At 59.0% G+C, this 26,741-nt stretch carries 22 protein-coding genes; 17 read left to right on the top strand and 5 right to left on the bottom strand.

The window, feature by feature from the left end; all coding sequences use genetic code 11:
* The first annotated feature begins 201 nt into the window (after nucleotides 1-201).
* From ACSMDR_RS12145 to ACSMDR_RS12115, 7 genes are all read left to right on the top strand, one after another.
* Nucleotides 202-1,095, top strand: coding sequence for a LysR family transcriptional regulator ArgP (locus ACSMDR_RS12145; RefSeq protein ID WP_005891931.1), 894 nt, complete (start codon nucleotides 202-204; stop codon nucleotides 1,093-1,095).
* A gap of 114 nt (nucleotides 1,096-1,209) precedes the next feature.
* Nucleotides 1,210-3,231: an exoribonuclease II gene (locus tag ACSMDR_RS12140; protein ID WP_436468416.1), complete on the top strand. Its 2,022-nt coding sequence runs from the start codon at nucleotides 1,210-1,212 to the stop codon at nucleotides 3,229-3,231.
* Nucleotides 3,232-3,904: 673 nt separating this feature from the next.
* Complete coding sequence (locus ACSMDR_RS12135) at nucleotides 3,905-5,833, top strand: PTS mannitol transporter subunit IICBA (RefSeq protein ID WP_436468415.1); 1,929 nt, start codon at nucleotides 3,905-3,907, stop codon at nucleotides 5,831-5,833.
* A gap of 35 nt (nucleotides 5,834-5,868) precedes the next feature.
* Entirely contained in the window at nucleotides 5,869-7,011 is a 1,143-nt protein-coding gene (locus tag ACSMDR_RS12130; RefSeq protein ID WP_005891937.1) for a mannitol-1-phosphate 5-dehydrogenase, read from the top strand.
* 61 nt (nucleotides 7,012-7,072) lie between these two features.
* A complete protein-coding gene (locus tag ACSMDR_RS12125; RefSeq protein ID WP_005891940.1) occupies nucleotides 7,073-7,594 on the top strand; it encodes an MltR family transcriptional regulator in 522 nt (173 codons plus the stop codon).
* Nucleotides 7,595-7,717: 123 nt separating this feature from the next.
* Entirely contained in the window at nucleotides 7,718-9,529 is a 1,812-nt protein-coding gene (locus tag ACSMDR_RS12120) for a cation:proton antiporter (RefSeq protein ID WP_436468414.1), read from the top strand.
* Nucleotides 9,530-9,567: 38 nt separating this feature from the next.
* A complete protein-coding gene (locus ACSMDR_RS12115) occupies nucleotides 9,568-9,816 on the top strand; it encodes a hypothetical protein (RefSeq protein WP_005891944.1) in 249 nt (82 codons plus the stop codon).
* A gap of 88 nt (nucleotides 9,817-9,904) precedes the next feature.
* On the opposite strand, the gene ACSMDR_RS12110 is transcribed toward ACSMDR_RS12115, so the two are convergent.
* The gene (locus tag ACSMDR_RS12110; protein WP_436468413.1) at nucleotides 9,905-10,429 is read right to left on the bottom strand and encodes a mechanosensitive ion channel domain-containing protein; all 525 of its coding nucleotides are present in this window, start codon (nucleotides 10,427-10,429) and stop codon (nucleotides 9,905-9,907) included.
* A gap of 2 nt (nucleotides 10,430-10,431) precedes the next feature.
* A complete protein-coding gene (gene zntB, locus ACSMDR_RS12105) occupies nucleotides 10,432-11,412 on the bottom strand; it encodes a zinc transporter ZntB (RefSeq protein ID WP_040318798.1) in 981 nt (326 codons plus the stop codon).
* A gap of 134 nt (nucleotides 11,413-11,546) precedes the next feature.
* Here zntB and ACSMDR_RS12100 point away from each other — a divergent pair, with 134 nt between their 5' ends.
* The 7 genes from ACSMDR_RS12100 (at nucleotide 11,547) to ACSMDR_RS12070 (ending at nucleotide 22,529) form a co-directional block, all read left to right on the top strand.
* Nucleotides 11,547-11,999 (top strand): YaiI/YqxD family protein, encoded by a 453-nt coding sequence (locus ACSMDR_RS12100; protein ID WP_005891949.1) that lies wholly within the window; start codon nucleotides 11,547-11,549, stop codon nucleotides 11,997-11,999.
* Between the two features lie 203 nt (nucleotides 12,000-12,202).
* Nucleotides 12,203-12,694, top strand: a complete 492-nt coding sequence (locus ACSMDR_RS12095) for a metal-dependent hydrolase (RefSeq protein WP_436469314.1) — start codon at nucleotides 12,203-12,205, stop codon at nucleotides 12,692-12,694.
* A gap of 539 nt (nucleotides 12,695-13,233) precedes the next feature.
* A complete protein-coding gene (locus ACSMDR_RS12090) occupies nucleotides 13,234-16,557 on the top strand; it encodes a beta strand repeat-containing protein (protein WP_436468412.1) in 3,324 nt (1,107 codons plus the stop codon).
* A gap of 191 nt (nucleotides 16,558-16,748) precedes the next feature.
* Entirely contained in the window at nucleotides 16,749-18,128 is a 1,380-nt protein-coding gene (gene dbpA, locus ACSMDR_RS12085; RefSeq protein ID WP_436468411.1) for an ATP-dependent RNA helicase DbpA, read from the top strand.
* Between the two features lie 92 nt (nucleotides 18,129-18,220).
* The gene (locus ACSMDR_RS12080) at nucleotides 18,221-18,511 is read left to right on the top strand and encodes a YkgJ family cysteine cluster protein (RefSeq protein ID WP_005909956.1); all 291 of its coding nucleotides are present in this window, start codon (nucleotides 18,221-18,223) and stop codon (nucleotides 18,509-18,511) included.
* 239 nt (nucleotides 18,512-18,750) lie between these two features.
* Nucleotides 18,751-20,178 (top strand): PepSY-associated TM helix domain-containing protein, encoded by a 1,428-nt coding sequence (locus ACSMDR_RS12075; protein WP_040319406.1) that lies wholly within the window; start codon nucleotides 18,751-18,753, stop codon nucleotides 20,176-20,178.
* 380 nt (nucleotides 20,179-20,558) lie between these two features.
* Nucleotides 20,559-22,529, top strand: coding sequence for an LTA synthase family protein (locus ACSMDR_RS12070; RefSeq protein WP_436468410.1), 1,971 nt, complete (start codon nucleotides 20,559-20,561; stop codon nucleotides 22,527-22,529).
* Nucleotides 22,530-22,605: 76 nt separating this feature from the next.
* Here ACSMDR_RS12070 and ACSMDR_RS12065 read toward each other — a convergent pair whose 3' ends face one another.
* A complete protein-coding gene (locus tag ACSMDR_RS12065; protein ID WP_005902438.1) occupies nucleotides 22,606-23,076 on the bottom strand; it encodes an Lrp/AsnC family transcriptional regulator in 471 nt (156 codons plus the stop codon).
* Nucleotides 23,077-23,604: 528 nt separating this feature from the next.
* On the opposite strand from ACSMDR_RS12065, the gene ACSMDR_RS12060 reads away from it, so the two are divergent.
* Nucleotides 23,605-23,775: a hypothetical protein gene (locus ACSMDR_RS12060; protein ID WP_005902436.1), complete on the top strand. Its 171-nt coding sequence runs from the start codon at nucleotides 23,605-23,607 to the stop codon at nucleotides 23,773-23,775.
* A gap of 77 nt (nucleotides 23,776-23,852) precedes the next feature.
* On the opposite strand, the gene ACSMDR_RS12055 is transcribed toward ACSMDR_RS12060, so the two are convergent.
* Nucleotides 23,853-24,356 (bottom strand): GNAT family N-acetyltransferase, encoded by a 504-nt coding sequence (locus ACSMDR_RS12055; protein ID WP_436468409.1) that lies wholly within the window; start codon nucleotides 24,354-24,356, stop codon nucleotides 23,853-23,855.
* A gap of 229 nt (nucleotides 24,357-24,585) precedes the next feature.
* Between ACSMDR_RS12055 and ACSMDR_RS12050 the strand changes: the two genes are divergently transcribed.
* Nucleotides 24,586-24,861, top strand: a complete 276-nt coding sequence (locus tag ACSMDR_RS12050) for a hypothetical protein (RefSeq protein ID WP_436468408.1) — start codon at nucleotides 24,586-24,588, stop codon at nucleotides 24,859-24,861.
* A gap of 113 nt (nucleotides 24,862-24,974) precedes the next feature.
* Entirely contained in the window at nucleotides 24,975-25,838 is an 864-nt protein-coding gene (gene ypfJ / locus ACSMDR_RS12045) for a KPN_02809 family neutral zinc metallopeptidase (RefSeq protein WP_436468407.1), read from the top strand.
* Nucleotides 25,839-25,897: 59 nt separating this feature from the next.
* Here the strand turns inward: ypfJ and ACSMDR_RS12040 are convergent, their stop codons facing one another.
* The gene (locus tag ACSMDR_RS12040) at nucleotides 25,898-26,605 is read right to left on the bottom strand and encodes a Dph6-related ATP pyrophosphatase (protein WP_436468406.1); all 708 of its coding nucleotides are present in this window, start codon (nucleotides 26,603-26,605) and stop codon (nucleotides 25,898-25,900) included.
* Nucleotides 26,606-26,741: the final 136 nt, after the last annotated feature.

The raw sequence follows: 26,741 nt of genomic DNA, 5'->3' as shown, positions 1-26,741 counted from the left end.
ACTCACGCTAGTCCGATCCCACCCCACGCAGAAACGGACGTGATGGAGTATCGTCCTTTGGATCCCTTGCGGCTACTGTCACTTTTAACAGTGTTTAATGCGGCAGCGATAATGCATGGCCGAACGTCCGGGCCGCCTTGCCTCCCCTTCGGCACCCAGAGTAGAGTGACTTCTGAATAGTCATATTGATAAGGGATATTGATGAAGGCTCTGGATTACAAGTTGCTGCTGGCCCTGGATGCCGTGATGCAGGAACAGAACTTCGATCGTGCCGCCCAGCGCCTGCACTTGACCCAGTCCGCCATCTCCCAGCGCATCAAGCAGCTCGAACAGCAATTTGCCGAGCCCCTCATCATCCGTAGTCAGCCGCTACAGGCGACGCCACTGGGGCAAAAACTGCTGGCCCACTACCGCCAGGTACGCCAGCTCGAGCAGGAACTGAGCAGCGAACTGGCCCCTGCCAGCCCCCAGGCACCGATCCGCATCAGCATTGCGGTCAATGCCGACAGCCTGGCCACCTGGTTTCTACCGGCCCTGGCCCCTCTGCTGGAAAGATTTCCCATCGAACTCAACCTGTTGGTCGATGATGAGAGCCGCACCCTGGACAAGGTGCGCGAGGGTCAGGCATTCGGTGCCGTCAGCCTGCACCCGCAGCCACTGCCTGGCTGCAGCGTCGATGAGCTCGGCCAGATGTGTTACGTCTTGACCGCCAGCCCCGCCTTCATGGCCCGCCACTTTCCAGAGGGCCTCACCCCGCAAGCACTGGCCAAGGCTCCCGGAGTGGCCTTCGATCCCCGGGATGACATGCACATCAGTTTCTTGCGTCGTGAATTTGGTCTTGAGCCCGGTGGCTACCCATGCCACATAGTCCACTCTTCCGAGGCCTTCGTCGCCATGGCGGAGCAGGGGCTGGCCTACTGTCTCATCCCCGAATTGCAGATCCGCGCCCAGCTCCAGTCCGGCCGTTTGCTGGATCTCTGCCCGGACCGTCACCTGATAGAGACCCTCTACTGGCACCGCTGGCTGCTGGAACGAGGCCTGCACAAACAGATCTCCCAGCGTCTGATAAGCCAGGGGCAGGCTGCGCTGAGTTGAGCCCAGCGAACCCTCAGCGGCCGGGGGATCAGCCCAGTCGCCTTGGCTTTGCGGGGTGAAAAACGTATAGTGCTGGGCGATTCTTCATCAGGTTTTCACTCAGGTTCCTCACATATGTTCCAAGACAATCCCTTGCTGGCCCAGCTCAAACAACAGATCCGCGAAAACATCCCCAAGAAAGAAGGGGTGATCCGCGCCTCCGATCGGGGATTTGGCTTCCTGGAGGTGGATGAGAAGACCAGCTACTTCGTGCCGCCCCCCTACATGAAGAAGGTGATGCACGGGGATCGCGTGAGTGCCCTGATCCGCACCGAAAAAGAGAAGGAGGTCGCCGAGCCGGATGCCCTGCTGGAGCAGGCGGTGACCCGCTTCGTCGGCCGCGTCAAGATGTTCCGCGACCGCCTCAATGTGGTACCGGATCACCCCCTCATCAAGGATGCCATCAAGGCTCGTGCCAAGAAGGGACTGGATGAGAAGTCATTCAAGGAAGGGGACTGGGTGGTCGCCACCCTTAAGCGCCATGCCCTGGCCGATGGCAACTTCTCCGCCGAAATTACCGAGCTCATCGCCGACCAGGACGATCACAATGTGCCTTGGTGGGTGGTATTGGCCCGTCACAGCCTGGCCCAGATAGAGCCGGCTGATCTGCCCGAGTGGAAGGTCATTGAAGAGGAAGAGCTGCCGCGTACCGATCTGACTCAGGTACCCTTCTTCACCATCGATGGCGCCAAGACCAAGGACATGGATGACGCCCTGGCCATCCGCAAACTGGACAACGGCTGGGAACTGCTGGTCGCTATCGCCGATCCGACCGCCTATGTGGCCGAAGGCAGCGAGCTGGACCTGGAGGCCGCCAAGCGTGCCTTCACCGTCTACATGCCGGGCCGTAACGTGCCCATGATACCGCGCACCCTCTCCGATGAGCTCTGCTCCCTGAAAGAGGGCGAGGAGCGCAACACCCTGTGCGCACGCCTGCTCATTGCCGAAGATGGCCTGCTGCTGGAAGAGACCGAGTTCTTCGCCGCCCGCATCATCTCCCATGCCCGCCTCAGCTATGACGACGTCTCCGACTGGGCCGAACATGGCAAGGAACTGACCATAGACGCCGGCGTAATGGCCCAGCTGCCGCTGATGAAAGCCATGACCGAAGCCCGTATCGCCTGGCGTACCGAGCACGCCCTGGTGTTCCCGGACCGCCCAGATTACGACTTCGAGCTGGGTGAGAATGGGGCCGTACTGGCCATCCACGTCGAGCCGCGCCGCATCGCCAATCGTATGGTGGAAGAGTCAATGATCGCTGCCAACATCTGCGCCGGTCGCGTGCTGGGCAAGCAGGTTGGCTACGGCATCTTCAACGTCCATACAGGTTTCGATGAAGAGTCCCTCGATGGTGCCATGGAGCTGCTCAAGACTGCCGATGCCCCCTTCGAGAAGGAAGAGATCGCCAGCCTCACCGGTTTCTGCGCCCTGCGCCGCTGGATAGACAACCTGGACACCCGCTGGCTGGATGGCAAGATCCGCCGCTTCCAGAGCTATGCTCTGATGTCCGCCGAACCGGGCGCTCACTACGGCCTGGGTCTGGATGCCTATGCCACCTGGACTTCGCCAATTCGCAAGTACGGCGACATGGTCAACCACCGCCTGCTCAAGGCGGTGATCGCCGGCAAGGCACCGGGTCCGCGTCCCAGTCTGGAACTGACCGAGCACCTGACCGCTTGCCGTCGTCTGCACCGCATGGTGGAGCGCGGTATCGGCGACTGGCTCTATGTCCGCTTCCTGCAGAGCGCCGCTGGCACCGATCAGATCTTCAACGGCGAGATCATCGACGTGATGCGCGCCGGTCTCAAGCTCAGGTTGCAGGAGAATGGCGCCGTGGTCTTCATGCCCGCCCGTCATATCCTCGACAACAAGGAGAGGCTGGAGTGCAGCTGGGACAACAGCCGCGTCTATCTCGACAAGACAGAGGTGGTCTATGAGCTGGGCCAGGTTATCGAGGTCAAGTTGACCGAAGCGGTGGAAGAGACCCGCTCCCTCATTGCCAAACCGGCGGTGGCGTTGGTCCCGGGCCCAGCCCCGCAAGCCCCGGTAGCCGAGAGCACCGAGGCCCCTGCCGAAGCGGCCCCCAAGGCGGAATAAGCCAAAACCCTGCCGCTCGATGCAAAAAGCCCGCAACTTCTGCGGGCTTTTTTTATGGATGAGACAAAGGGGGATCAAGGGTCGGCCACTGTGTGACTAACCCGACACACAGAGTCGAAGGGAGGCCGTCCTCCCGGCGCGCGTGCTCGCTGAGCAGGGCACTGAACGGCCCAAAAAAAGACTCAAGTGGCTTGCCAATACCAGACTGGCTTGACTGACGGTCAGCGATGAGAACCTGAAAGTGGGTTACAAAATAACTGATTCATTGATTATTAATGCCTAATTTCGCTTTATTCATCGGTGAGATCATTATAAATCCCAGCACAGGCATTGCCTCAATTGGATACAAATTACCAAGATGAGACACGCATCACATTGACAAGGGGTTTGCGCAAACCAAATAAAGTGACCCAGATCTCAATTGATGGGCAATTTTGGCAGGAAAGATCGAAATGTCGCCAAGATACGGCGAAAAGATGTGACCTGAATCACTACAAATGGTGGGGGGTAGGCCAGGTATATGTGACAAACATCACAAGACACCCCGTTTCCAGCCCAGTCTGATAATGAAGTGGTAGATTGAAGTTGCTTAGACGACAGGGATGAGGGTTCGGCAAAACCCGTTATCCCGACTACCACTTTTAATCACACAGGCTCAAAACGGGGTGCCGTCATGTTATCACCGGATACCAAAGTCAAGATACAGAATTTTGGACGCTTCCTGTCCAATATGGTCATGCCCAATATAGGCGCTTTCATCGCCTGGGGCTTTATTACCGCCCTCTTCATTCCCACCGGCTGGCTGCCCAGTGAGACACTGGCCAAGCTGGTTGGCCCCATGATCACCTACCTGCTGCCGCTGCTGATTGGCTATACCGGCGGCAAGCTGATGGGCGGTGAGCGGGGCGGCGTAGTCGGCGCCATCACCACCATGGGTGTCATCGTCGGTACCGACATCCCCATGTTCATGGGGGCCATGATGGTCGGCCCGCTCGGTGGCTGGGTCATCAAGCGTTTCGACAAGGCGATGGAAGGCCGCGTCAAGAGCGGTTTCGAGATGTTGGTCAACAACTTCTCCGCCGGCATCATCGGCATGCTGCTCGCCATCCTCGCCTTCTTCGTGATCGGCCCCTTCGTCAAGGTGCTCTCTGGCGTACTGGCCGGTGGGGTGGGTTTCCTGGTGGAAAACCACATGCTGCCGCTCACCTCCATCTTCGTTGAACCGGCCAAGATCCTCTTCCTCAACAACGCCATCAATCACGGTATCTTCTCGCCGCTGGGCATTCAGCAGGCAACCGAGCATGGCCAGTCCATCTTCTTCCTGATCGAAGCAAACCCGGGCCCAGGCATGGGCGTACTGCTCGCTTACATGGTATTTGGCCGTGGCGCGGCCAAGCAGTCTGCCGCCGGTGCCTCCATCATTCACTTCTTCGGCGGTATTCACGAAATCTACTTCCCCTACGTACTGATGAACCCACGCCTCATCCTGGCGGTGATCGCCGGTGGCATGACAGGGGTCTTCACCCTGACCCTGTTCAACGCAGGTCTGGTCTCCCCCGCCTCACCGGGTTCCATCTTCGCCGTGCTGTTGATGACGCCGAAAGCCTCCCTGATCGGGGTCGCCCTCTCCATCATCAGCGCAACCCTGGTCTCCTTCCTGGTTGCCGCCATCTTCGTCCGTGCCCAGCAACCGGAAGCCGACGAGGCCGATGCCCTGGGTGAAGCCACTCGCAAGATGAAAGCCATGAAGGGTGGCAAAAACGACACTGTCGCCGCCAAAAAACCGGGTGGTGAACTGCTGGCAGTACGCAACATCGTGGTTGCTTGCGATGCGGGCATGGGTTCCAGCGCCATGGGTGCCGGCATGCTGCGCAAACGGGTGCAGGCCGCTGGCCTCGACATCAGCGTCACCAATCGTGCCATCGACCAGCTCGACGATCAGGTGGACTGGGTCATTACCCACCAGGACCTGACCGAGCGGGCTCGTCGCCACGCACCGAATGCACGCCATATATCCCTGACCAACTTCCTCGACAACGGCCTCTATCAAGCCATGGTGCAGGAGCTGAGCCTGACCCAGGCTGCCAACGACGATGTGGCTCGCCCCCCCCTGCTGGTTGCGGCCAACGATGACAGCTATGAACAGCAGGATCCCCAGGTGTTCACCTTGAGTCGCCAGGATATCCAGCTCGGCCTCATGGCCGACAGCAAAGAGGCCGCCATCAAGGCCGCCGGAGCCCTGCTGGCCGAACGGGGCTATGTCGAAGCCAGCTATGTGGATGCCATGCTGGAGCGTGAACAGCTGGTCTCCACCTACCTTGGCGAGTCGATTGCCGTGCCCCACGGCACCATAGCCGCCAAGGAGAAGGTGATCCGTACCGGCATCGTCATCTGCCAGTACCCGACCGGCGTCGCCTTCGGCGAGGCGGCCGATGAGGTGGCCCGCCTGGTGATTGGCATCGCGGCCCGCAACGACGAACACATTCAGGTGATAACCCGCCTGACCAATGCGCTGGATGAGCCCGGTCTTATCGACCGACTGGCCAGTACCCAGGATCCTCAGGAGTTTCTGGACTTGCTCGGTGGCGAACAAGCTGCCTGAACCTGCTCACATCATTGGTTAAAGAGGTTAATTTCATGAAAACATTGCATTTTGGTGCCGGTAATATCGGTCGTGGCTTCATCGGTAAACTGCTTGCCGACGCCAACCATCAGGTCACTTTCGCCGACGTCAACGAAACGCTGATAGATCAGCTAAACCACAGCCAGGAGTACAAGGTGCATGTGGTGGGGGCGGATCAGAAGCTGGATGTGGTACGCAATGTAGCGGCGGTCAGCTCCGCAGGCCCCGAGGTGATTGCCCGTATCATCACCGCCGATCTGGTCACCACGGCGGTGGGTCCCAACATACTGGACAAGATCGCCAGCACCCTGGCCAAAGGCTTGCAGGCTCGCTTCGTGGCGGGCAATCTCAACCCCCTCAACGTCATCGCCTGCGAGAACATGGTGCGCGGCACCACTCACCTCAAGCAGGAGGTACTCAAGTACCTGCCGCTCGAGTATCATGCCACCCTCGAATCCTGTGTCGGTTTCGTTGATTCGGCGGTGGATCGCATAGTGCCGCCTGCCGCGGCCAACGATGACCCCCTGGAAGTCACAGTAGAGAGCTTCAGCGAGTGGATTGTCGACCAGACCCAATTCAAGGGTGCCCTGCCCCTGGTGGCGGGCATGGAGACCACGGATAATCTGATGGCCTTCGTCGAACGCAAGCTGTTTACCCTCAACACGGGGCACAGCATCACCGCCTACCTCGGCAAGCTGATGGGCTACCAGACCATACGCGATGCCATAGAGGATCCGGTGATCCGCAGCAAGGTGCGCCGGGCCATGGAGGAGAGCGGCGCCGTACTGGTCAAGCGCTACGGCTTCGATCCCCGACTGCACGCCGCCTACATCGAGAAGATCCTGGCCCGTTTCGCCAATCCCTATCTGGTTGACGAGGTCGACCGGGTCGGGCGCCAGCCACTGCGCAAGCTGGGGGCCCAGGATCGGCTCATCAAACCGCTGCTCGGCACCCTGGAATACGACCTGCCCAATGAGGGATTGCAGGAAGGCATAGCCGCCGCCCTGCATTACCGCAACGCAGAGGATCCCCAGGCGGTCGAGTTGCAGGCCGCCATTGAGACGAATGGGGTGGCGACCACACTGGTACAGGTGACCGGCCTGGACCCGGCCAATCCGCTGGTCGCGGCCATCACGGCCCGCTACCAGGCACTCTAACCGGACTCACAGGGAGGGGATCCCCCCTCCCTGCTCATGACTAGCTGGACCCGACTGATTTATGACCACACACCAGGAAGATGATGTACTGGAACGACTCAACGAGCAGGATGGCCCCCGCGGCTTCTTCCTCGAAGTCGTCACCATCCTGGAAGAGGCCGTGGACTCCCTGATGCGGCGCGCCTTTCGCCAGGAAGAGTATGCCGTCAAATACGCCATCGAGCCCTTGCTCAACCAGAGTGGCCCCTTGGGCCAGATAGAGGTGCGCCTCAAGCTCATTTTCGCCCTCGGCCTGGTCTCTCTCGAGCTCTATCAGGACATAGACGTTTACCTGAAAATCCGCGATTTTCTGGTGCGCGACCCCAAAGACTACCGATTCAGTGACAAACCGGTGCGCGATCTGCTCGATCGACTGCATGGCATCAACCGCGCCGGTCTCATGGAGCTGGAGCCACCCGCCTCGGAAGAGGATTGGACCTTCTATCAGATGCAACTCGCCCGTCAGGACCAGATGGTGCGATCTTCGCTGGTGCTGGCCGTCGCCCACTGCGTCGGCGAGCTCCACAAAGAAAGTCCCATTTAACCCCGATTTCGCTCCCCCGAATGCCCCTCTTGCGGCTAGCCTACTTGTCTCAATCGAGCTAGGGTGTCAGGCTGACAGCAATACATCCAAGCCTGCTCTTTCTACTCCCTTTATGAGGTAGCCATGACCGCACTTTCGTTAGCGGGGATCGCGCTGATCTCCTTGCTGGCCCAATGGCTGGCCTGGGCCCTGCGGGTCCCCGCCATTCTGTTTTTACTGTTGACCGGGCTGCTGCTCGGCCCGGTGACCGGCGTGCTCAATCCGGATCTGCTGCTGGGAGACCTGCTGTTTCCCCTGGTCTCGCTGTCGGTAGCCGTCATCTTGTTTGAAGGGGCACTGACCCTGCATCTTGCCGAGCTCAAGGGCATCGGCAAGGTGGTGCGCAACCTCTGCTCCATCGGCATGCTGACCAGCTTTGCGGTGATAGGCGCCGCCAGCTACTTCCTGCTCGGCCTGGATTGGCGGGTGGCCATGGTGCTCGGCGCCGTGCTGGTGGTGACGGGACCGACTGTGGTGGCCCCCATGCTCAACGTCATCCGCCCGGTCAAGGAGATAGACAAGATACTGCGCTGGGAGGGGATCGTCATCGATCCCATCGGCGCTCTGTTCGCGGTACTGATCTTCGAAGCTGTACTGCTCGGCAGCCAGGAAGAGATGGTGACCCATACCCTCTGGGCCCTGGCCAAAACCGTCGGCATAGGCTCCTTCATCGGGGTCGCCGCAGGCTGGATCACGACCCTCATCATCCGCAAAGACTGGCTGCCGGTCAGCCTGCACAAGTTCGGGGTGCTGGCCCTGGTACTCGCCACCTTTACCCTGTCTGACTGGCTCAGCCATGAGTCTGGCCTGCTGGCGGTGACGGTTTTTGGTATCTGGCTTGCCAACCAGGATGGTCTGGATCTGGAAGAGGTGCTGACCTTCAAGGAGGACCTCGCCGTTATCCTTATCTCTTCCCTGTTCATTTTGCTGGCGGCCCGTCTCGATCTGGCCCAGTTGTGGCAACTGGGTCCCATGGTACTTGTCTTGCTGTGCGTGGTGCAGTTCGTGGCCCGCCCGCTCTGCATCCTGGTCTCGACCCATAACTCCAGCCTGCCTTGGCGAGCCAAGGCCCTGCTCAGCTGGATAGCCCCGCGGGGCATAGTCGCCGCGGCGGTCAGCGCCTCTTTTGCCATTAGCCTCAGTGAAGCCGGGATCCCGGATGCGGGTAAGCTGGTTCCCCTGGTGTTCGCCGTCATCATCTCGACCGTAGTGTTGCAGAGCCTCACCTCAGCGCCGCTGGCCGGCCTGCTCGGCATGCGTCAGCCCACCCCCAATACCTGGCTGCTGATCGGGGCCAACTCGGTGGCGCGCGCCATCGGCAAGGCGCTGGCGGATCAGGGCGTCCCCGTCTATCTGTCGGATCCCGCCTGGGAACACTGCAAGCTGGCTCGCATGAGCAACCTGCCCTGCTACTTCGGCAACCCCCAGTCCGAACATGCCGAGCTGCACCTGCCGCTCACCAGCATCAGCACCGTGTTGGCCCTCTCGCCCAATCGCCACAACAATGCCCTGGGCGTGCTGCACTTCTCCCACCAGTTTGGCGAGGATAAGATCTATTCGCTGCGCTCGAGCGATGTCCATGGCAAGGCCAACCGTGAGAGCGCCACCTTCCGGGCCCGCCAGGTGCTGTTTGGCAGTGACGTCAACTTCGCCCGCCTGAGCGGTCTGCTGGCCCGGGGTGGCCAGATCAAGGCGACCCGCCTCTCCGAAACCTTCGACTGGGTTGCCTATCAGGCCGCCAACCCCGGCGCCATCCCCCTGTTCATCATGGATGCCAGACAGCACACCCAGGTGGTGACGGGCTCGGTAGCACCGGGGCCAGGTGAGCTGATCATTGCGCTGCAACCCCCCAAAGAAAATGTCGCCAAAACCGAGGCCAGCCCTGGCAAGGACTAGACTTGTCATGACACCGCTTCGAGCAGGAGGAGGTCGGTATGACAGTCAATGAACTACGCCAGATCTATCGGCAGCAAGGGATACAGGAGGCAGAAATAGTGCACGATGCCATGCTGCCTGGCTGGATCGTCGAATTTCGCGGGGAGGGAGGACGCCTGTTTGAACTGACCGACAGCTTCGGCTTGCCGCTCAGTTTCGGCACGGTAGACGAAGCACGGGACCATATCCACAAAGTGGCCGATTGCCCTATCCAGGTCGAGCACCTCTATCACTTCTTTGAGCGCTGACCCAAACACTCAACCCCTGATAACAAAGACCCCGCCATGGCGGGGTCTTCTTGTTAGCCTCTCAAGTTATAGCGAAGGGGCACAGCCCCTATTCTGGCTGGCTCGGCACGTCGGGAGGCGCGGAGGATTCCAGTCTGCGCACCGGTCTTTGCAGGAACAGATTGGCCGGATAGGTGACCAGATCGCCATGATCGTCGCGCACCTGCACATAGAAAAGTCCTATCTCGAGGATGACACCGGTGACGGAATCATCCTTGTCGAGAATGCGGATCCTGTCCCCGATCCGGTACGGGAAGGCGAAAAAGATGGTGATGCTGGCGGTGATATTGGAGAGAATCGACCACTGGGCCACCATGGCGACCCCGAGTACTGCGAAGAAGGAGGAGGCAAGTACCACCAACCGGGAAAAATCGAGACCCCAGACTCCGGCCAGTACCAGCAGGGTCGCGCTGCCAAGCAGGAAGTGAAACACATGCTCGACGTAGCCGACCCGGCTCTCGCTAACCTGCTTGGTGCGTCCGAGCACCCGCAGGCTGCGTCTGATGATGCGTCGGATCAGACCATGAGCCAGCAACACCAGCAGAGTCAGCCCGAAAGATTGCCAAAGCGTCATGGTCACCACCAGTGCCGATGCTTGAGCCAGAGGGCGAGCACGACGGCCAGGCTGGTCAGGGAGGCGCAAAACACCCAGAAGGCAAGCGGACTCCCGGCTCCCGGCATACCGCCCAGATTTATGCCGAACAAGCCCGTCAGGAAGCTGGCGGGGAGAAACAGGAGCGCCATCACCGACATCTGATAGGCGCGACGGTTGGTCGCCTCCGCCACCATGTTGTTGATCTCGTCCGCCAGCACACCGGTGCGGGCGACCCCCGCATCCAGATCATCCAGCCAACGCCGCAAGCGGTCGGCGATGTCGAGCAGACGGCGCCTGTCGTCCTCGTCGAACCAACTGATCTTCTCGCTGGCGAGACGCGCAATGAGGTCCCGTTGCGGAGAGAGGTAACGGCGGATCATGATCAGCTGCTTGCGAATGCGGGCAAGCTTTCCATTGGTCGGCAGCTCCCGTTCCAGCACCTGCTCCTCCAGCGCCAGGATCTGATCGTGCAGCTCTTCGACGAACTCACCGGCGCGATCGGTCAGGGCATCGCAGATCTCCACCAGCCAATCGGCCGGGTTATCCGGCCCACCGCCCAGCTGCAGCTGCTCGAATACATCCTTCTCCGACAAAAGAGGACGACGGCGGCTGCTGATGATGAGATCCGGGGTAATGAAGATACGCAGGGCCACCATCTCTTCGGGCTTGTGATTCTGGTTGTGGTTGATGCCGCGCAGGATCAGCAGCACTGTCTCCCCCATCCGCACCAACTTGGGTCTGTTGCTCTGGCCAAGCAGTGCCTCGCGGGCCGCATCTCCCAGCAATGGAGTCTGCAGCAACCAGCGGGCCGCCTCCGGGTTGCCGTAATCCAGGTGCAGCCAGCTCGGTTGCTGGGCCGGCAACTCGGCGCCTGCATCTAACGGATGCTGGCCACCCTTACCGTCCAGGGTCAGACCATAGATGAAATCATTGGGTACCAGATCCACGACACCTCCTCTCATTACGCTGGATGACATTTGTTCGCCTCAGCCACAGCACGGCGACAGTCGCCCAGCTTACACCAAAGCTGGCCCCGACTCAGCTTTGCCCCAAGCCATGATAAGATGGGGCACCTTCATATTCTGGATATCAAACCATGCCCATCTGGGTCGATGCCGACGCCTGCCCCACTCCGGTCAAGGAGATCCTCTACCGCGCCGCCCATCGCGCCAAGATGCTCACCACCCTGGTCGCCAATCAGGGACTGAGGGTCCCCCCCTCTCCCTATATCAAGACCCAGCAAGTGGAGCAGGGTTTTGATGTGGCGGATCACGTCATCGCCCAGCAGGTTGTACCGGGAGATCTGGTGATCACCGGGGATATCCCCTTGGCCTCCTGGGTCATAGATGCCGGTGGCGAGGCGCTCAATCCGCGCGGAGAGATCTATACCAAGGAGACCATCAAGGCCCGTCTCGGCATGCGTAATCTGATGGAAGAACTGCGATCGGCTGGGGTTCAGACCGGTGGTCCTGCACCTTTCAACCAAGCAGACAAACAGAACTTCGCCAATGCCCTCGACCGGTGGTTGCAGAAGGGGCGACTCGGCTGACAGAGTCATGTCAGCCATGGGCAATTCTGCCAACCATATCGGGCTCATCACACCACAGCTGGCGAGGCAAAGCAGAAATCGGCTCGCCATGGGTCATGATTCGAGCATTTGGTGACCTGAAAACCCTCTGGTTTCAAATAGTTGCCGACAAGCACTTCTAAGCTGCTAAGATGCGCCGCCGCTCAACTCGCATCCCGGTTACCATGACAGCCCAAGGGCACCTGATTTTCTCCGTCACCTGCGCCCTGCTCGCCCACAAGCTACCGCTCACGCCAGCCCTGGCCGATGCCAATCTAGCCCAGACGGTGCTTGCCGCCCTGGCCAGTTCGCTGCTGCCTGATCTGGATCACCCCAACTCGCTACTGGGCCAGAGGCTACGCTGGATATCCATCCCCCTCTCCCGCATGACAGGCCATCGAGGCTTCACGCACAGTTTGCTGGCGGTCGCATTATGCATATTGGGACTCAATAGCGATCTCATGGCGGGTAGTGTGCCTCTCGCGGTTAAAGACGCACTCATCATTGGTTATCTGAGCCACTTGCTTGGCGACTGGCTAACCCCAGCAGGCATTCCCCTGTTCTGGCCACTCAAACAGCGCTTTCGCCTTCCTGGTTGGTCGCTCAAGAGTGGAGGTGCCATTGAAACAAGCTTTTGTACTCTGAGCCTGCTGCTCGCCGGTTATTGGGTCTACTGACGCAATCTCTGACATGACGCTATGGTCGATCTGGTCGTTATCTCGACCCGCAACGCTGCCCTTTCTCCGCATCAGCGCAGTAACTGGCTGCCCCTCAGCCATCCTCACTCAAGCATCTGAACCTGCCTCGTTCAGAAGAGAGCAAACCATATTGATATAACAAACATTATTGGTTTTTGAAAAAATACCTTACTTTTTATTCTATCAATAGAGTGTGGCGCTATCGGGTTTTATTGCCTAAACATATAAACAAAATAAATGTCATTAATATCAATAGAGGTTGGCAGTTAAAGGGATAGATACTTTTTGATTAATTAATTGCTCATATTAAACCCTCTTGGAAAATATTATCAATATGATGCCCTATAACCGCATAGAGCATGGTTTTAATAAGCCATTCCATTACCAATCAAAAATAACAAATTTAAAATCAATCTGATAACCACACAATCGATAGATGTAAACGGCTATTCACGCGATACGAAAACCATATCAGCCATTTAATCCATATAAGCGAAGAATGTGTAAGGGGAAATACTATGAGCAGGATGCTGAATATTTTTCTTCCACTGTTGTTTAGTTTGATATTGTTTGCCTGTGGTGGAGGGGGTGGTGGCGGAGACGATAGTAATTCTCCCAGCCCAAGTCCTGCCAAGAAATTAACGAGTCTCCAAATTACCGCCAATCCCATCGGAACTCAGGCCCGAGCTGAGGTTGATCCCCAGATCCCGCTAGGTATCGATACCCAATATCAGGCGGTAGGCGCCTACAGCGATGGCACCACTGAGGATGTCACCACCAAGGTGACCTGGAACAGCTCTGTCCCCTCAGTCGCCACCATAGATGACAGTGGGTTGGCTAAAGCCATGGAATTGGGGCAATCCACCATCACCGCCAGCTATCAAGGCGTGACGAGTAACAGCTCCATGTTTGAAGCTACGAGTGCCATCGTCACCAATATTCAGATCACAGCCCCTGCGTCCAAGTTGGCAAAGGGGCTCAAACTGCAACTAACAGCCATGGCCAGCTTCTCGGACGGAAGCAGCAAAGATATCTCTTCTCAAGCCAGCTGGATCAGCAATCAACCCACCTTGCTGTCTGTCGATGCGAAAGGACAGATCACCGGCAAGGCAAGCGGCACTGCGATTGTCACCGCCAACTTGCAAGAAGCGACAGGCCAGATAACTATCTCTGTCACCAATGCCACCATCAGCCAGATCCAGATAACTCCAGCCAGTCTAACCCTGGCCAAGGGGCTGACGAACAAGCTGACAGCTATTGCAACCCTCAGCGACCAGAGCACTCAGGACGTGTCCAGCCAAGTTGCCTGGTTGAGCAGTAATACCAGCATCGCCACCATCAGCACCCAAGGCCTTGTCAAAGCCATGGCGACCGGCAGTACCACTCTGTCTGCCAGCCTGCTCGGCGTGACAAAGAGCCTCAGTCTCACTGTCACCAATGCCACCCTCAATCAAGGCGGCCTGACCATAGCCAATCCCCCCCTGACCCTTGCCGCGGGCCTGACAGCTCAACTCGCCGCTACCGGCAGCTATAGCGATGGCACCACTGTGGATGTCACTGCCTCCGTCAGCTGGGTCAGCAGTGATCCGGCTGTCGCCACCGTCAGCCTGACTGGCCTGGTCACCGCCGTCGGCGCTGGCACTGCGACCATCACCGGGACTCTTGACGGACAAACAGTCACTCTGATGGTCACAGTCACTAGCGCAACCCTCAACCCGAACGGTCTGTCGATCACGACGCCTCCCTTGACCCTGGCTGCCGGCCTGACAGCTCAGCTCGCAGCTAACGGCAGCTACGACGATGGTAGCAACCTGGATGTTACCTCCAGTGTCAGTTGGATCAGCAGCGCCCCTGCTGTTGCAACCGTCAGCCCCTCTGGTCTGGTTACCGCCGTTGCCCCCGGCAGCGCCACTATCACCGGCACCCTGCATGGAGAAACCGCGACTCTGTCGGTAACTGTTACCAATGCCACCCTCAATACAAATGGCTTGGCTATAACAACCCCGCCCTTGACCCTGGCTGCGGGCCTGACCAGTCAACTCGCGGCAACAGGCAGTTATAGCGATGGCAGCAGCCAAAATGTCACGGCTTCCGTGAACTGGTCCAGCAACAATACCGCTGCCGCCACCGTCAGCCCCTCCGGTCTGGTTACCGCCGTCGCCCCTGGCAGCGCCATCATCACAGGTACCCTGGATGGCGAAACCGCGACTATCACGGTGACTGTCACCAGTGCCGTACTCGTCAACAATGGTCTGGATCTCACCACTGGCGCTCTGCTCAATACCCTGCCGGCAGGTACTACGACCCAACTGACGGTCACAGCTACCTTCACCGATGGCACCAGTAGCAATGTGACCACATCGGCGACACTTGTCAGTGACAGCACAGGAGTTGCTACTGTCTCACCCAGCGGCCTCATCACCGCGGTGGCACCGGGTACGGCAGGCATTACTGCCAGCTACGGCGGCCAGTCGAAGACACTGACCATCACAGTCACCCCGACCCTGCTGGCAGGCATACAGATCACACCACCCGTCATCAGTCTGGTTGAGACGCTGACCCAACCGTTAGTGGCCATAGGCCTGTTCGATAATGGCACCACCTCGGACATCACCGATCTGGTGACCTGGACTGTAACACCCGTTAATGCGGCCGTGGTTGGTGCCGATGGTCTGTTGACCGCCCTGCTACCAACAGCAGGAGGCACAGTCCAGGCCACGCTGACCGGCATCAACAGTAACCTGGCTCAGCTGGATATCAGCTCGCCCACCCTGCTTAACCTCGAGATCCTGGATGTGCCCGTCAACCTGGTTGCCGGACTGCTCTCCCAGCTCAAGGTGAATGCGGTCTATGACAATGGTCTGGTAGTGGATGTCACCAATCAGGCGAATTGGAGCAGCAGCAATCCACTGCTGGCAACCGTGGTCAATGGTCTGGTCACCAGCCTGCTGCCCGGCTCCGTCACCCTGACGGCCGAAGTAGGGGGGATCAGCAACACTGTGACCCTCAACGTCGGCAACCCCACCCTGGACAACCTGACGGTACAGGGGGATCTCAGTGACCTGCCCTTCGGGATCCAGCGCCAGCTGAAAGCCTTTGCCAAGTACTCCAACTCGGCGACGCCGATCGAGGTCACCGGTCAGGCCCAGTGGAGCAGCAGCAACCCGAGCGTGATCGCCGTTGGTAACCTGTCGAACAAGGGTCGGATAGAGGCCAAGGCCAGCAGCGGCACGGCAACCATCAGCGCCAGTCTCAATGGCGTCAACAGTCAGCCGACGGCGCCCATCTCGGCAGCACCCTCCACGGTGAACTCGGTCGTGATTCAAGGAGGCGCCTCCGGTACGCTGGTGACAGGCACCAATGTGCAGCTCTCGGCACAAGCCACCCTGAGCGGAGTGGGCTCGCCACAAGATGTCACCAATCTGACGAGCTGGACCAGTAGCAATACCGCAGTCTTGACCGTGACCCCACAAGGCCTGGTCACCGCCGTCAGCACTGGCTCGGCCACCATCACGGGCACCTACTCGGGCATCAGTGGCAGCCAGGCATTTACTGTCTCTGCAGCTTCCCTGAGCAGCCTGGCGGTGACCTGCAACATAGGGCTGTCGGTCAATCTCTTGGGGATCCCGGTTGCCAATCTGATCACCCTGCGGGCCACGGGCACCTACAACAATGGCTCGACTCAGGATCTCACCAACGTGGCGAGCTGGACCGAGAATGGTGCGCTCATCGGCATCAATCTTGGCTCGACCAGAACAGTGCTGTTGAGCGATAACGTCGTCTATGTCGCCAGTAAAGATGGTCTGACTGGTACTGTTACCGCCCTCAGCGGTTGTAACTAACCGTCGTCCCTCCTCAATCAAAGGGCTCCGTGATGGAGCCCTTTTTTTATCCTCATCGCCTCACTAACATGCCCTTACACATCGCCACTGAATGTTCAAAAACCCGCCACATTTAAGGCTCGCTTCTGGTACAATGCGCGCCCTTAGCGCCACGTGCGCCCCCGTTTTCCTTAAAAGTAGAGCCCTTGCTTGTGAACAACAGCGAATTTAGCAGCCTCAACCTCTCTCCTGCCCTGCTTGAGAACCTCGCCAGCCTGGGTTATCTGCAGATGACCCCGATCCAGGCGCAGAGCCTGCCCTTGGTGCTCGATGGTAAAGACCTGATCGCCAAGGCCAAAACCGGCAGCGGCAAGACTGCCGCCTTCGCCCTCGGCCTGCTCTCCCGGCTTAACCCAAACCGTCTCGACGTGCAGGGGTTGGTGCTCTGCCCGACCCGCGAGCTGGCGGATCAAGTGGCTCAGGAGATCCGTCGACTGGCCCGCACCCTGCCCAATATCAAGCTGGTAACCCTGTGCGGCGGCACCCCGACTGCACCGCAATCCGCCACCCTGGGTTTTGGTGCCCACATCGCCGTCGGCACCCCTGGTCGTATTCTCAAGCACCTGGAACAAGGCACTCTGGAGCTGTCCAGTCTGGAAACGCTGGTGCTGGATGAGGCGGATCGCATGCTGGACATGGGCTTTGGTGAAGACATCAACAAAGTCATCAGCTATGCCCCCGAGCGCCGCCAGACCCTGCTCTTCTCCGCGACCTATCCGGAAGGGATTGCCCAGATGAGCCGTGGCGTGCAGCGCAATCCGGTCGAGGTGAGCGTCGAATCTCTCCACGAAGACAGCGCCATCGAACAGAAGCTCTATGAAGTGCCCGCCGGTCAGCGGCTCGAAGCCCTCAGCTGGCTGCTCAGCCACTATCAGCCGAGTTCCTGCGTGGTGTTCTGCAACACCAAGCGCGCCTGCAACGACGTGGCTGACCATCTGGCTGCCAAGGGGTTCTCGGCACTGGCGCTGAACGGCGATTTGGAGCAGCGCGAACGGGATCAGGTGCTGGTGCGTTTCGCCAACGGCAGTACCTCCATTCTGGTTGCCACCGACGTGGCCGCCCGTGGCTTGGACATCAAGGAGCTGGGTGCCGTCATCAACTTTGAGCTGACCTATGACCCCGAGATCCACGTACACCGCATCGGCCGTACTGGTCGCGCCGGTCAGCAAGGCCTGGCCCTGAGCCTCTATCAGCCGAACGAAGCCCAGCGTGTCAACTTCATCGAAGAGTACCAGCAGGCCCCTATCCCCCATGGCGATCTGGCCAGCATTGGCCGCGAACTCAAGCCGATCGCCCCGTTGATGGCCACCCTCTCCATCGATGCGGGCCGCAAGAGCAAGGTGCGGGCCGGTGACATCCTGGGCGCCCTGACCGGTGAAGGCGGTATAGCCGGTAGCGACGTCGGCAAGATCCAGGTCTCCGAGCAATATTCCTATGTGGCGGTCAAACGTCAGGTAGCGAGCGTCGCCCTCAAGCGGCTGCAAGAAGGCAAAATCAAAGGCCGCACCTACCGCGCCCGCAAGCTGGGCTAAGGTTCAGGTTGTCGCCTGCTCCATAAACCACAGGCGCCCGTTGCAGGCGCCTGTGTCATCTTCCAACCAAGCCAGACCCCATGAGATGACCCATGTCACCACCCAATCCACCCGAAGTTAGCTGTCAGAACTGCGAGGCCTGCTGCTGTCGCCTCGAAGTGATGCTGTTTACCGACACCGGCGTGCCCGACCGCTATGTGGATGAGATAGAAGGACAGGTGCCCGTGATGCACCGGCTGGAAGATGGTTGGTGTGCGGCGCTGGACCGTAACACCATGATGTGCCGCATCTATGAGGTGCGCCCCCTTATCTGCCGCGAATTTGAAATGGGTGAACCCGATTGCGTCGACGAACGGGATAAATGGTTCATCAAGTTAGCCTGACGCTACCAAACCACGGCTCCGCCAGCTATTTCCCCTCTGTTCCTCTGGCAGCCTTTCACTCTTTTTCCGGCATCCTCCATCAATCAGTCCTCCATGCGACGCCTGAGGGCAAGCCTTGGCTCACCACCTGACCCGGCGGCAAGTTACACAGTTGCGGCTGGCAAAATCTTGCTGTTATCATCCGCGCGCCAAACCTTCCACCAGCGATAAGGTTTATGTTTTATGCCGAGGAGTGTCATGTGAACAATAAGGATGTGAGTCATTACCAACGGATCTGGCGCTGGCACTTTTATGCCGGTCTGTTTGTCGCCCCCTTCCTGATCCTGCTCTCCCTGACCGGGATCATTTATCTGTTCCAGCCCCAGCTGGATCGACTCATGTACCCAGAGCAGCTCATTGTCGTGCCGGGTGAGCAGCGTATGGATGCCGACTTCCTGGTCAACCGGGCGCATGACGCCTTGCCTGATAGCCAGATAGTGAAATACATACCAGCCCCGGCGCCTGATCGCAGCGACCAATTAGTGGTGCGCCAGCAGGATCAAGAGCTGACAATCTTCATCGATCCCATTCGTGGCGCCCTGCTCGGCACTCAAGATAATCGCTACAACCTGCAAGCCATTGCCCGCGCTCTCCATGCCGAACTGATGCTGGGTACCATAGGAGATCGACTGATTGAACTGGTTGCGGGTTGGGGTCTGGTGCTGCTCGGCACCGGTCTCTATTTGTGGTGGCCACGCAAGGGGCCCGGCATGCAGGGCCTGCTCTGGCCTAGGCGCGACCAGCGAGGCCGTCTCTGGTGGCGGGATATGCATGCAGTCGCCGGTTTCTGGGGGGCGGGGTTCCTCGTGCTGCTGCTATTGACCGGCATGACCTGGACCGGCTTCTGGGGGGACAAATTCGCCGGGGTATGGAACAGCTTCCCCGCCCAGATGTGGAATCAGGTGCCGAGCTCAGCGCCGCTGGCCCGCAGCCTGAATCATGCTCATGAACAGACTGTCCCCTGGGCAGTGGAAACCCAGCCGATACCGACATCGGTTGCTCACAACCAGGATGCCAGCCAGGCACAGAACGCCGCCATGCAGGAATCCGTCGCCCATGACCATAGCGCCATGAGTCAGGCTGGCGGCCCGGCCGAGCCCGGTCGCATCAGCTGGCAACAGGTGCTGGCAACCGCCGAGGGCCGCCAGGTGCAACCCGGCTATAGCATTACACCACCGTCGGGCTCCAGGGGTGTCTTCACCCTCTCGATCTTTGCCGACGATCCCCGCAACGATGCCACCCTGCACATTGACCAGTACAGCGGCACGGTACTGGCCGATGTACGCTGGCAGGACTACAATCTGGTCGCAAAGGCGGTGGAGACAGGCGTCATGCTGCACATGGGCAAGATGTATGGCTGGCCCCACCAGCTGGCCATGCTGCTCATCTGTCTGATGGTGCTGTTGAGCGCGGTCAGTGGTCTCTGGATCTGGTGGCGTCGCCGCCCGGCTGGCCGACTCGGCGTGCCGCCCCTGCCAAATCCTTTGCCCTCCCTGCGCGGTGCCCTCCTCTTGCTGGTCTTGCTTGGCCTCGCCTTCCCGCTGGTCGGCGCTTCCATGCTGGTCATCTGGCTGCTTGATAGCCTGTTGCTGAGCCGCCTCGGTGCCTCCCTGGCCAAACTGCGATAGTCCTCTGCTGAACAAAGGCCTCTTATGGGGCCTTTTTATCCCTCCAGCGCCAGAATGTGTCCGCTTTCACGCAGTCCCCCAGACAGCTATCTATCAATAGCCGCCCCTCCATCACGAGGATGCGAGCCAGTTATCTCTCCTCTATCACGCAATTCCCCACCATGAACGCTGGGCACACCAGGGATTTTCCCCTATGGTGGCGAGCACGCAGGGACGTGTAACTGCAAGCCTGACCCAGAGGATGGAGTTGGTGAGAATGCGAATACTGCACCGTTTCGCTTCCTCGATTGCAACCTTTTCCCTTCTGCAGTGTCTTACCGACGACAATAAAATAATGCCTGGGGAAACAGGCATATACAGGCTCATATCAGGAATCCTTAATGAAACAGCTCAAACTGTGGCTCGGCCCCTTCTGGCCTTTTGCCTGCTTCTCTTTACTCGCTCTCGCCATGCTAAGCCTCTCTCGAATGGGTCTGGCTCTCTGGCAGGAAGATCGCGTCAGTGCCGTCGCTGGCTGGGGCCCGATGTTGCTGCAGGGGATCCGGGTCGACTTCGCGACCCTCTGCTGGTTGTGGGGTGTCCCCGCCATGTTTACCATGCTGCTGGCAGGCCCCCATGGGATTGGTCGCGCGTGGCTCTGGTTGATGCGTATCTGGTTGACTCTGGGGCTCTGGCTCATGGTCTTCCTCGAAATTTCGACTCCCTCTTTCATTACTGAATATGGAGTGCGCCCCAATCGTCTCTATATCGAGTACCTCATCTATCCCAAAGAGGTGCTCTCCATGCTGTGGACCGGTCGCAAGGGCGAATTGCTCCTGGCGCTGGTGATCAGCGCCCTGACCCTCTGGGGAGGCTGGCGCCTGGCAGGCAATCTGCTCAAAGACCTGTCGCAGCCCCGCTGGTATCTGCGTCCCGCATTCGCCTTGCTGATCCTGGCTATTGGCTTCCTTGGCGCCCGCTCCAGCCTGGGCCACCGCGCCCTCAACCCGGCCATGGTCGCCTTTGCCGACGACCCCCTGGTCAATGCCCTGACGGTAAACTCCTCCTACTCACTGTTCTTTGCCATCAAGCAACTGGGTAACGAGGAAGATGCAGCCAGCATGTATGGGAAACTGCCGGATGAACGGGTCATCGAGCTGATCCGGGCTGAAAGCGCCCGCCCTGCAGCCGCCTTTGACTCGGTCAGCCTGCCAAGCCAGAGCTTCAACCCGGCCAGCCATCAGGGCAAACCGAAGAATCTGGTCATACTGCTGCAAGAGAGTCTGGGCGCCCAGTTTGTCGGTTCCCTTGGCGGCCTGCCACTCACCCCCAACATCGACGCCCTGAGCAAAGAGGGGTGGGCCTTCCACCAGCTCTACGCCACCGGTACCCGCTCGGTGCGCGGCATAGAGGCTGTGGTGACCGGCTTCACCCCTACCCCAGCTCAAGCCGTAGTCAAACTGGGCAAGAGCCAGACCAACTTCTTCACTCTGGCAGATTTGCTCAAGCAACGGGGTTACAGCACCAGCTTCATCTATGGCGGCGAGAGCCATTTCGACAATATGCGCAGCTTCTTCCTCGGCAACGGCTTTAGTCAGATCGTCGAGCAGAAGGATTTCAAGAACCCGGTATTCGAAGGGTCCTGGGGCGCCTCGGATGAAGACTTGATGGCCAAGGCCAACGACACCTTCGCGGCCTTGCACAAGGAGGGAAAACCCTTCTTCAGTCTGGTATTCAGCTCAAGCAACCATGATCCCTTCGAGTTCCCGGACAACCGCATCGAGCTCTATGAACAACCCAAGGCGACTCGCAACAATGCGGCCAAATATGCCGACTACGCCATCGGCGAGTTCTTCAAGCGCGCCAAGCAATCCGACTACTGGCAAGACACCCTGTTCCTGGTCATCGCCGACCATGACAGTCGGGTGGGAGGGGCAAGCCTGGTACCGATTCCCCGCTTCCATATCCCGGGAGTCATCGTCGGCGCCGGGGTGAACGCCAAACAGGATGAACGTATCGTCAGCCAGATAGACATGGCGCCGACCCTGCTCTCCCTCATGGGGGTGAGCGCCAGCTATCCCATGCTCGGCCAGGATCTGACCAAAACCCCGGCCGATTGGCCAGGGCGCGCCATCATGCAGTACGACAAAAACTTCGCACTGATGCGCGGTAAGGATGTGGTGATACTGCAGCCCGAGCAGCCCGCCGCAGGCTTCGTCTATGACGCGACCGCCCAAACCCTGATCCCGGCTCCCCAATCCGAGGCCATGAAGGAGCAGGCACTGGGACTGGCGCTCTGGGGCAGCATGGCCTACCAGAAGGGACTCTATCGCACCGCCCCCGAGGCTGAGGCTGAAACGACGCTCAAGTAATAGCGTTCAGGAGGGCCATGGCCCTCACCAATAAAAAACCCGCCAGTTGGCGGGTTTTTTATTGGTTTAACCTGGCTCAGGTCGTCAGAAAGCAGGGCAAAGAGCGGCTGAATCTGTGCTCGAACACCAGGGATGTCTCGAGGTGGACCACCTCCTCGCGGGAGGTAAAGTGATCAAATACGAAGTTGCGCAGATGTTCGGTGTCAGCCACGCACAGATGCACCAGGAAATCGTCCTTGCCCCCCATGTGGAACAGGCTGATCACCTCGGGCAGCCGCAATATGCTATCGCGAAACTCATCGATGATCTGGCGGCTGTGGCGCGCCAGCTGCAAGGAGACCATGGCCTGTATATGACCGCCGAGAGCCTGATGATCGACCTCGCAGTGGGCCCCCTTGAGCACGCCGTCCTGCTGCAATTTCCGCACCCGCTCCAGACAGGTGGAGGGAGCCACCCCGACCAGGGCTGCCAAGTCCTTGTTGGTCATGCCGGCATCCCGAAACAGGTGCGCCAGGATATCCAGATCCAGCTGATCCAGGTTTCTCATCTCTACTCCTTGAACCGATCAAATTGCTCCAACTCTGCCCGACAACCGCACTAAACACAACGCAGAAGACGCTGGTTCTCCCCCTGCATCATCGTCATAAACACTGCGGCTTGGGCGAAAATAGGCAACGGTAAGTTCAGGCTCGTCGCTAAACGAGCAAATAAATGTTTGCTTTTTACACAAGTTAACGACATAGTGCGCGCTGGCTAGTTAATCAGCCCTGTTTATGTTTACCCTGCAATGCTTCACCTCACGATGAACCCTGTCAGTATCCGCATAACCTTCTTCTGATTTACTCGCCTTGAGAACCGCCAGGCTGTCTGCCTGCGTTGCCCGGCTCTCACGGTGCAGACCCGCTCTGCCCACCTAATTTGATTTATGCATCAGCATATTCCTTGATAGTGCAGACGCCCGTCACTCGGGCTGGGTATTCCTGCGCGCTTGTTAACCCATGAGTTGACCGCGCCCATTAACCTGAAATTTGCCAAACAAGGAGCAACCATTTAATTTATATAGAGAAATTTAATAATGACTACCATACAAATACACAAGCCACTGCGTCGCAGCAAACCCATCAACTTGCCGCCCATGGATCCGAGCCCCGGCTATCTGATCCAGTTCAATACCCGTTTCAGCGGTGGCTTTGCCATCCAGTGCGACGGCTTCCCGGCCGAGTTCTCCATCGAAGACCTCGATTAACCGGGTTCATAATAGCCGCCAGCCGAAACAGACAGGCCACCCCAAGGGGTGGCCTGTTGCATATCCGGACTTGCTCGTTAGCAAACAGGTTCGAGCAGCAGACATTTATCGCTATCCTCTCCCAACCGGATACGCGCAGTTTCCTCCATCCCCAACTTGGCCAGCAGTGCCAGTGAACTCTGATTGCCCGGGCTGACGATGGCGACCACGTAGTCGATACCAAGCCGCTCCAGGCCATCTTTCAGTGCACCACGTACCGCCTCCAGGGCATAGCCCTGACCCCGATAAGCTGGCAGGAAAGCATAACCAATATCCACGTGCGTCAGAGTCTCTCGTTTGACCAGACCGCAGATGCCAAGCTTGGCCCCATCACTCTTTCGCGCCACCAGATAGAGGCCGAAACCATGCCGGCCATAGCTGACCCTGGGGCCCTGCTGGATGTACTGCTCGGCTCCCGCCAGATCGCGCACACCGCGATCGCCGATGAAACGATGAAAGTCGGGGTCATTGAGCAGTTCAAGAATGAAGGGGGCATCACTGGGGTCGAGTTCACGCAGGTGCAGGCGATCGGTGCGGATCATGGGTTTCTCGTGGCTTGAAGAGGGAAATAGAGAGCCTCAAGACTGCACCCGAGGGGGCCCGATGACAAGCGTCACGCCATTAAATCCGGGCCTGGATCGGATTTCCTGCCAACGCAGGCCGCCATCTGATGAGGCTTTCACCACTAAGACCGGACTCGGTATCTCAAGCAGGCTATAATATCCGCCCTTATTTTCTACCCTGTCCACATCGGGCGCCAAGAGCCAGACCATGACCGACCATAACCAAGATACCGCTGAATTTTTTGACGAAAAGACTCTGCTGGAAACAGTGGAAAACCAGCTGACCGAGGGTAATCCGCTCCAGGTCAAGGCGACCCTGATGCGCCTCACCATGAAGGGCATGCCCCGGGAAGAGGCTCTGCAATATATCGCCTGCGCCCTCGGCGCCGAGCTGATGGCGATGGATGCAGATCAGGGCCCCTTCAACCTGGTTCGCTATGGCCAGTTTCTGGACAGCCTGCCCGAGATGCCCTGGGCCGAATAATGCGCGAGCCTGGGCACGGCGGCAGCCATGCCCAGGGCTGAGTCGACCGGCGACTAGGTAGAATTCCTCCGCAGCCATTATCATTACTCCCACCGGATTGAGGAGATGTGAACATGCGCTGGCAAAACCGTCGTGAGAGCAACAATGTCGAGGATCGCCGTCAGCAGAGTGGCGGCAGCGGGGGCCTGCCCATTGGCGGCAAGGGGCGCTTGGTGCTGCTGGTGGTAGTCATGGTTGCCGGCTACTACGGGGTGGATCTCAGCCCGCTGCTCAATGGCACGGATCCCAGTCAATCCGTGTCGCAGCAACCCGGTCCCGGCAAACAGGGCACAATCCCCGCCAACGACGAGCTGGCGCGCTTCACCTCGGTGATGTTGGCTTCGACCGAAGACACCTGGGAACAGATCTTCCAGGCATCCGGCAGCCAATATCAGCCCCCCAAGCTGGTGCTCTATCGCGGCACGACTCGCACCGGTTGCGGCCAGGGGCAATCGGTGATGGGGCCCTTCTACTGCCCGGCCGACAAGTCCGTCTATATCGACCTCTCCTTCTATCAGGACATGAAGACCAAGCTGGGGGCCGATGGCGACTTCGCTCAGGGTTATGTGGTCGCCCATGAAGTGGGTCATCACGTCCAGAATCTGCTTGGCATCTCCACTAAGGTGCGTCAACAGCAGCAGGGGCTGAGCCAGGTTAAACAGAACCTGCTGTCGGTCAAGCTGGAGCTGCAGGCAGACTGTTTCGCCGGGGTCTGGGGACACCGGATGGAACGCGAGCAGATACTCGAACGCGGTGATCTGGAAGAGGCGCTCAATGCCGCCCAGGCCATAGGAGATGATCGCCTGCAACAGCAGAGCCAGGGGCGCGTGGTGCCAGACAGCTTCACCCACGGCAGCTCGGCCCAGCGTCTCGAATGGTTCAAGCGTGGCTTCGACAGCGGCGACCCTGCTCGCTGCAACACCTTCGCCAGCCGCTGATGTGATGTAAAAAGGGGCCGGCTCCTGCCAGGATCCGGCCCCTTTGCCATCCGGAAAGACTAGCCACACTGAGCGTGTGTTGGCTCAACAGGTAGCAGATCGGTGAACACGAAGCCGTCCCGAGTCACCGTTTCTCCTACCTCTATCGCCAAAGGCCGCAGGAACATGGGACCATCGACCGCCAGCGTGTGAAACTCGCCGTTTTCACCGCAGGGGTCCACCCCGGCAGGCAGGGCGGCCAACAGGGTCTGATCGAACTCATGACCTCCCAGGCGGGCATCCAGTTTCTTGGGATCCAGGGTGCTGATGTACGCCTTCAAGCCGGCGGCTATCATCGTCTGTGCCAGCTCGGTCGTGTCGCTGCCCCACAGCGGGAACAGCGGTTGAATACCGGTACCCTGCAGCTGTTGTTCGCGGTAAGCGCGCACATCTTCCAGAAACAGATCCCCGAACGCCATATGCCGGATCCCGCCAGCCACCACCTCGGTCACGAAAGCGGTCATGATGCGGGCGTAATCCTCGTTGCTGCACGGCCAGGGCAGATCCAGGGTGCGCAGCGGCAGACCCAGGCACTCAGCCTGCTGCATCAGCAGTTGTTTACGCACCCCATGGATGGCGACCCGTTCAAACTCCTGATTCAGGGTGCTGAACAACCCCACCACCTCAATCGTCGGATCCTGCTGCAGTCGATGCAGGGCCCAGGCGCTGTCCTTGCCACTGCTCCAGGAGAGCAGGACCTGTGTACGGGGCCTATCCATTTGTTTCATGCGATTCTCTCTTCGTGGGCAATACAGGGTTGCAAGACTGTATTGCAAATTGTGCGATTTACACCTAGGGACACAAAAGCATACTCTCGAGGCTGAGCGTATCCTCGGCATCGGGGAACAATAACTAAAAAATGAT

Origin of the sequence: Aeromonas molluscorum (genome assembly GCF_051376105.1) — a bacterium.
Lineage (GTDB): Bacteria > Pseudomonadota > Gammaproteobacteria > Enterobacterales > Aeromonadaceae > Aeromonas > Aeromonas molluscorum.
The sequence above is the reverse complement of the archived record's forward strand: the minus strand, read 5'-3'. Positions and strand labels throughout refer to the sequence as shown.

What these genes read in the sequence shown, in the direction of transcription:
- ACSMDR_RS12145 (WP_005891931.1), top strand. Translation starts at nt 202, where the DNA reads ATGAAGGCTCTGGATTACAAGTTGCTGCTGGCCCTGGATGCCGTGATG.
- ACSMDR_RS12140 (WP_436468416.1), top strand. Translation starts at nt 1,210, where the DNA reads ATGTTCCAAGACAATCCCTTGCTGGCCCAGCTCAAACAACAGATCCGC.
- ACSMDR_RS12135 (WP_436468415.1), top strand. Translation starts at nt 3,905, where the DNA reads ATGTTATCACCGGATACCAAAGTCAAGATACAGAATTTTGGACGCTTC.
- ACSMDR_RS12130 (WP_005891937.1), top strand. Translation starts at nt 5,869, where the DNA reads ATGAAAACATTGCATTTTGGTGCCGGTAATATCGGTCGTGGCTTCATC.
- ACSMDR_RS12125 (WP_005891940.1), top strand. Translation starts at nt 7,073, where the DNA reads ATGACCACACACCAGGAAGATGATGTACTGGAACGACTCAACGAGCAG.
- ACSMDR_RS12120 (WP_436468414.1), top strand. Translation starts at nt 7,718, where the DNA reads ATGACCGCACTTTCGTTAGCGGGGATCGCGCTGATCTCCTTGCTGGCC.
- ACSMDR_RS12115 (WP_005891944.1), top strand. Translation starts at nt 9,568, where the DNA reads ATGACAGTCAATGAACTACGCCAGATCTATCGGCAGCAAGGGATACAG.
- ACSMDR_RS12110 (WP_436468413.1), bottom strand. Translation starts at nt 10,429, where the DNA reads ATGACGCTTTGGCAATCTTTCGGGCTGACTCTGCTGGTGTTGCTGGCT.
- zntB (WP_040318798.1), bottom strand. Translation starts at nt 11,412, where the DNA reads ATGAGAGGAGGTGTCGTGGATCTGGTACCCAATGATTTCATCTATGGT.
- ACSMDR_RS12100 (WP_005891949.1), top strand. Translation starts at nt 11,547, where the DNA reads ATGCCCATCTGGGTCGATGCCGACGCCTGCCCCACTCCGGTCAAGGAG.
- ACSMDR_RS12095 (WP_436469314.1), top strand. Translation starts at nt 12,203, where the DNA reads ATGACAGCCCAAGGGCACCTGATTTTCTCCGTCACCTGCGCCCTGCTC.
- ACSMDR_RS12090 (WP_436468412.1), top strand. Translation starts at nt 13,234, where the DNA reads ATGAGCAGGATGCTGAATATTTTTCTTCCACTGTTGTTTAGTTTGATA.
- ACSMDR_RS12080 (WP_005909956.1), top strand. Translation starts at nt 18,221, where the DNA reads ATGTCACCACCCAATCCACCCGAAGTTAGCTGTCAGAACTGCGAGGCC.
- ACSMDR_RS12070 (WP_436468410.1), top strand. Translation starts at nt 20,559, where the DNA reads ATGAAACAGCTCAAACTGTGGCTCGGCCCCTTCTGGCCTTTTGCCTGC.
- ACSMDR_RS12065 (WP_005902438.1), bottom strand. Translation starts at nt 23,076, where the DNA reads ATGAGAAACCTGGATCAGCTGGATCTGGATATCCTGGCGCACCTGTTT.
- ACSMDR_RS12060 (WP_005902436.1), top strand. Translation starts at nt 23,605, where the DNA reads ATGACTACCATACAAATACACAAGCCACTGCGTCGCAGCAAACCCATC.
- ACSMDR_RS12055 (WP_436468409.1), bottom strand. Translation starts at nt 24,356, where the DNA reads ATGATCCGCACCGATCGCCTGCACCTGCGTGAACTCGACCCCAGTGAT.
- ACSMDR_RS12050 (WP_436468408.1), top strand. Translation starts at nt 24,586, where the DNA reads ATGACCGACCATAACCAAGATACCGCTGAATTTTTTGACGAAAAGACT.
- ypfJ (WP_436468407.1), top strand. Translation starts at nt 24,975, where the DNA reads ATGCGCTGGCAAAACCGTCGTGAGAGCAACAATGTCGAGGATCGCCGT.
- ACSMDR_RS12040 (WP_436468406.1), bottom strand. Translation starts at nt 26,605, where the DNA reads ATGAAACAAATGGATAGGCCCCGTACACAGGTCCTGCTCTCCTGGAGC.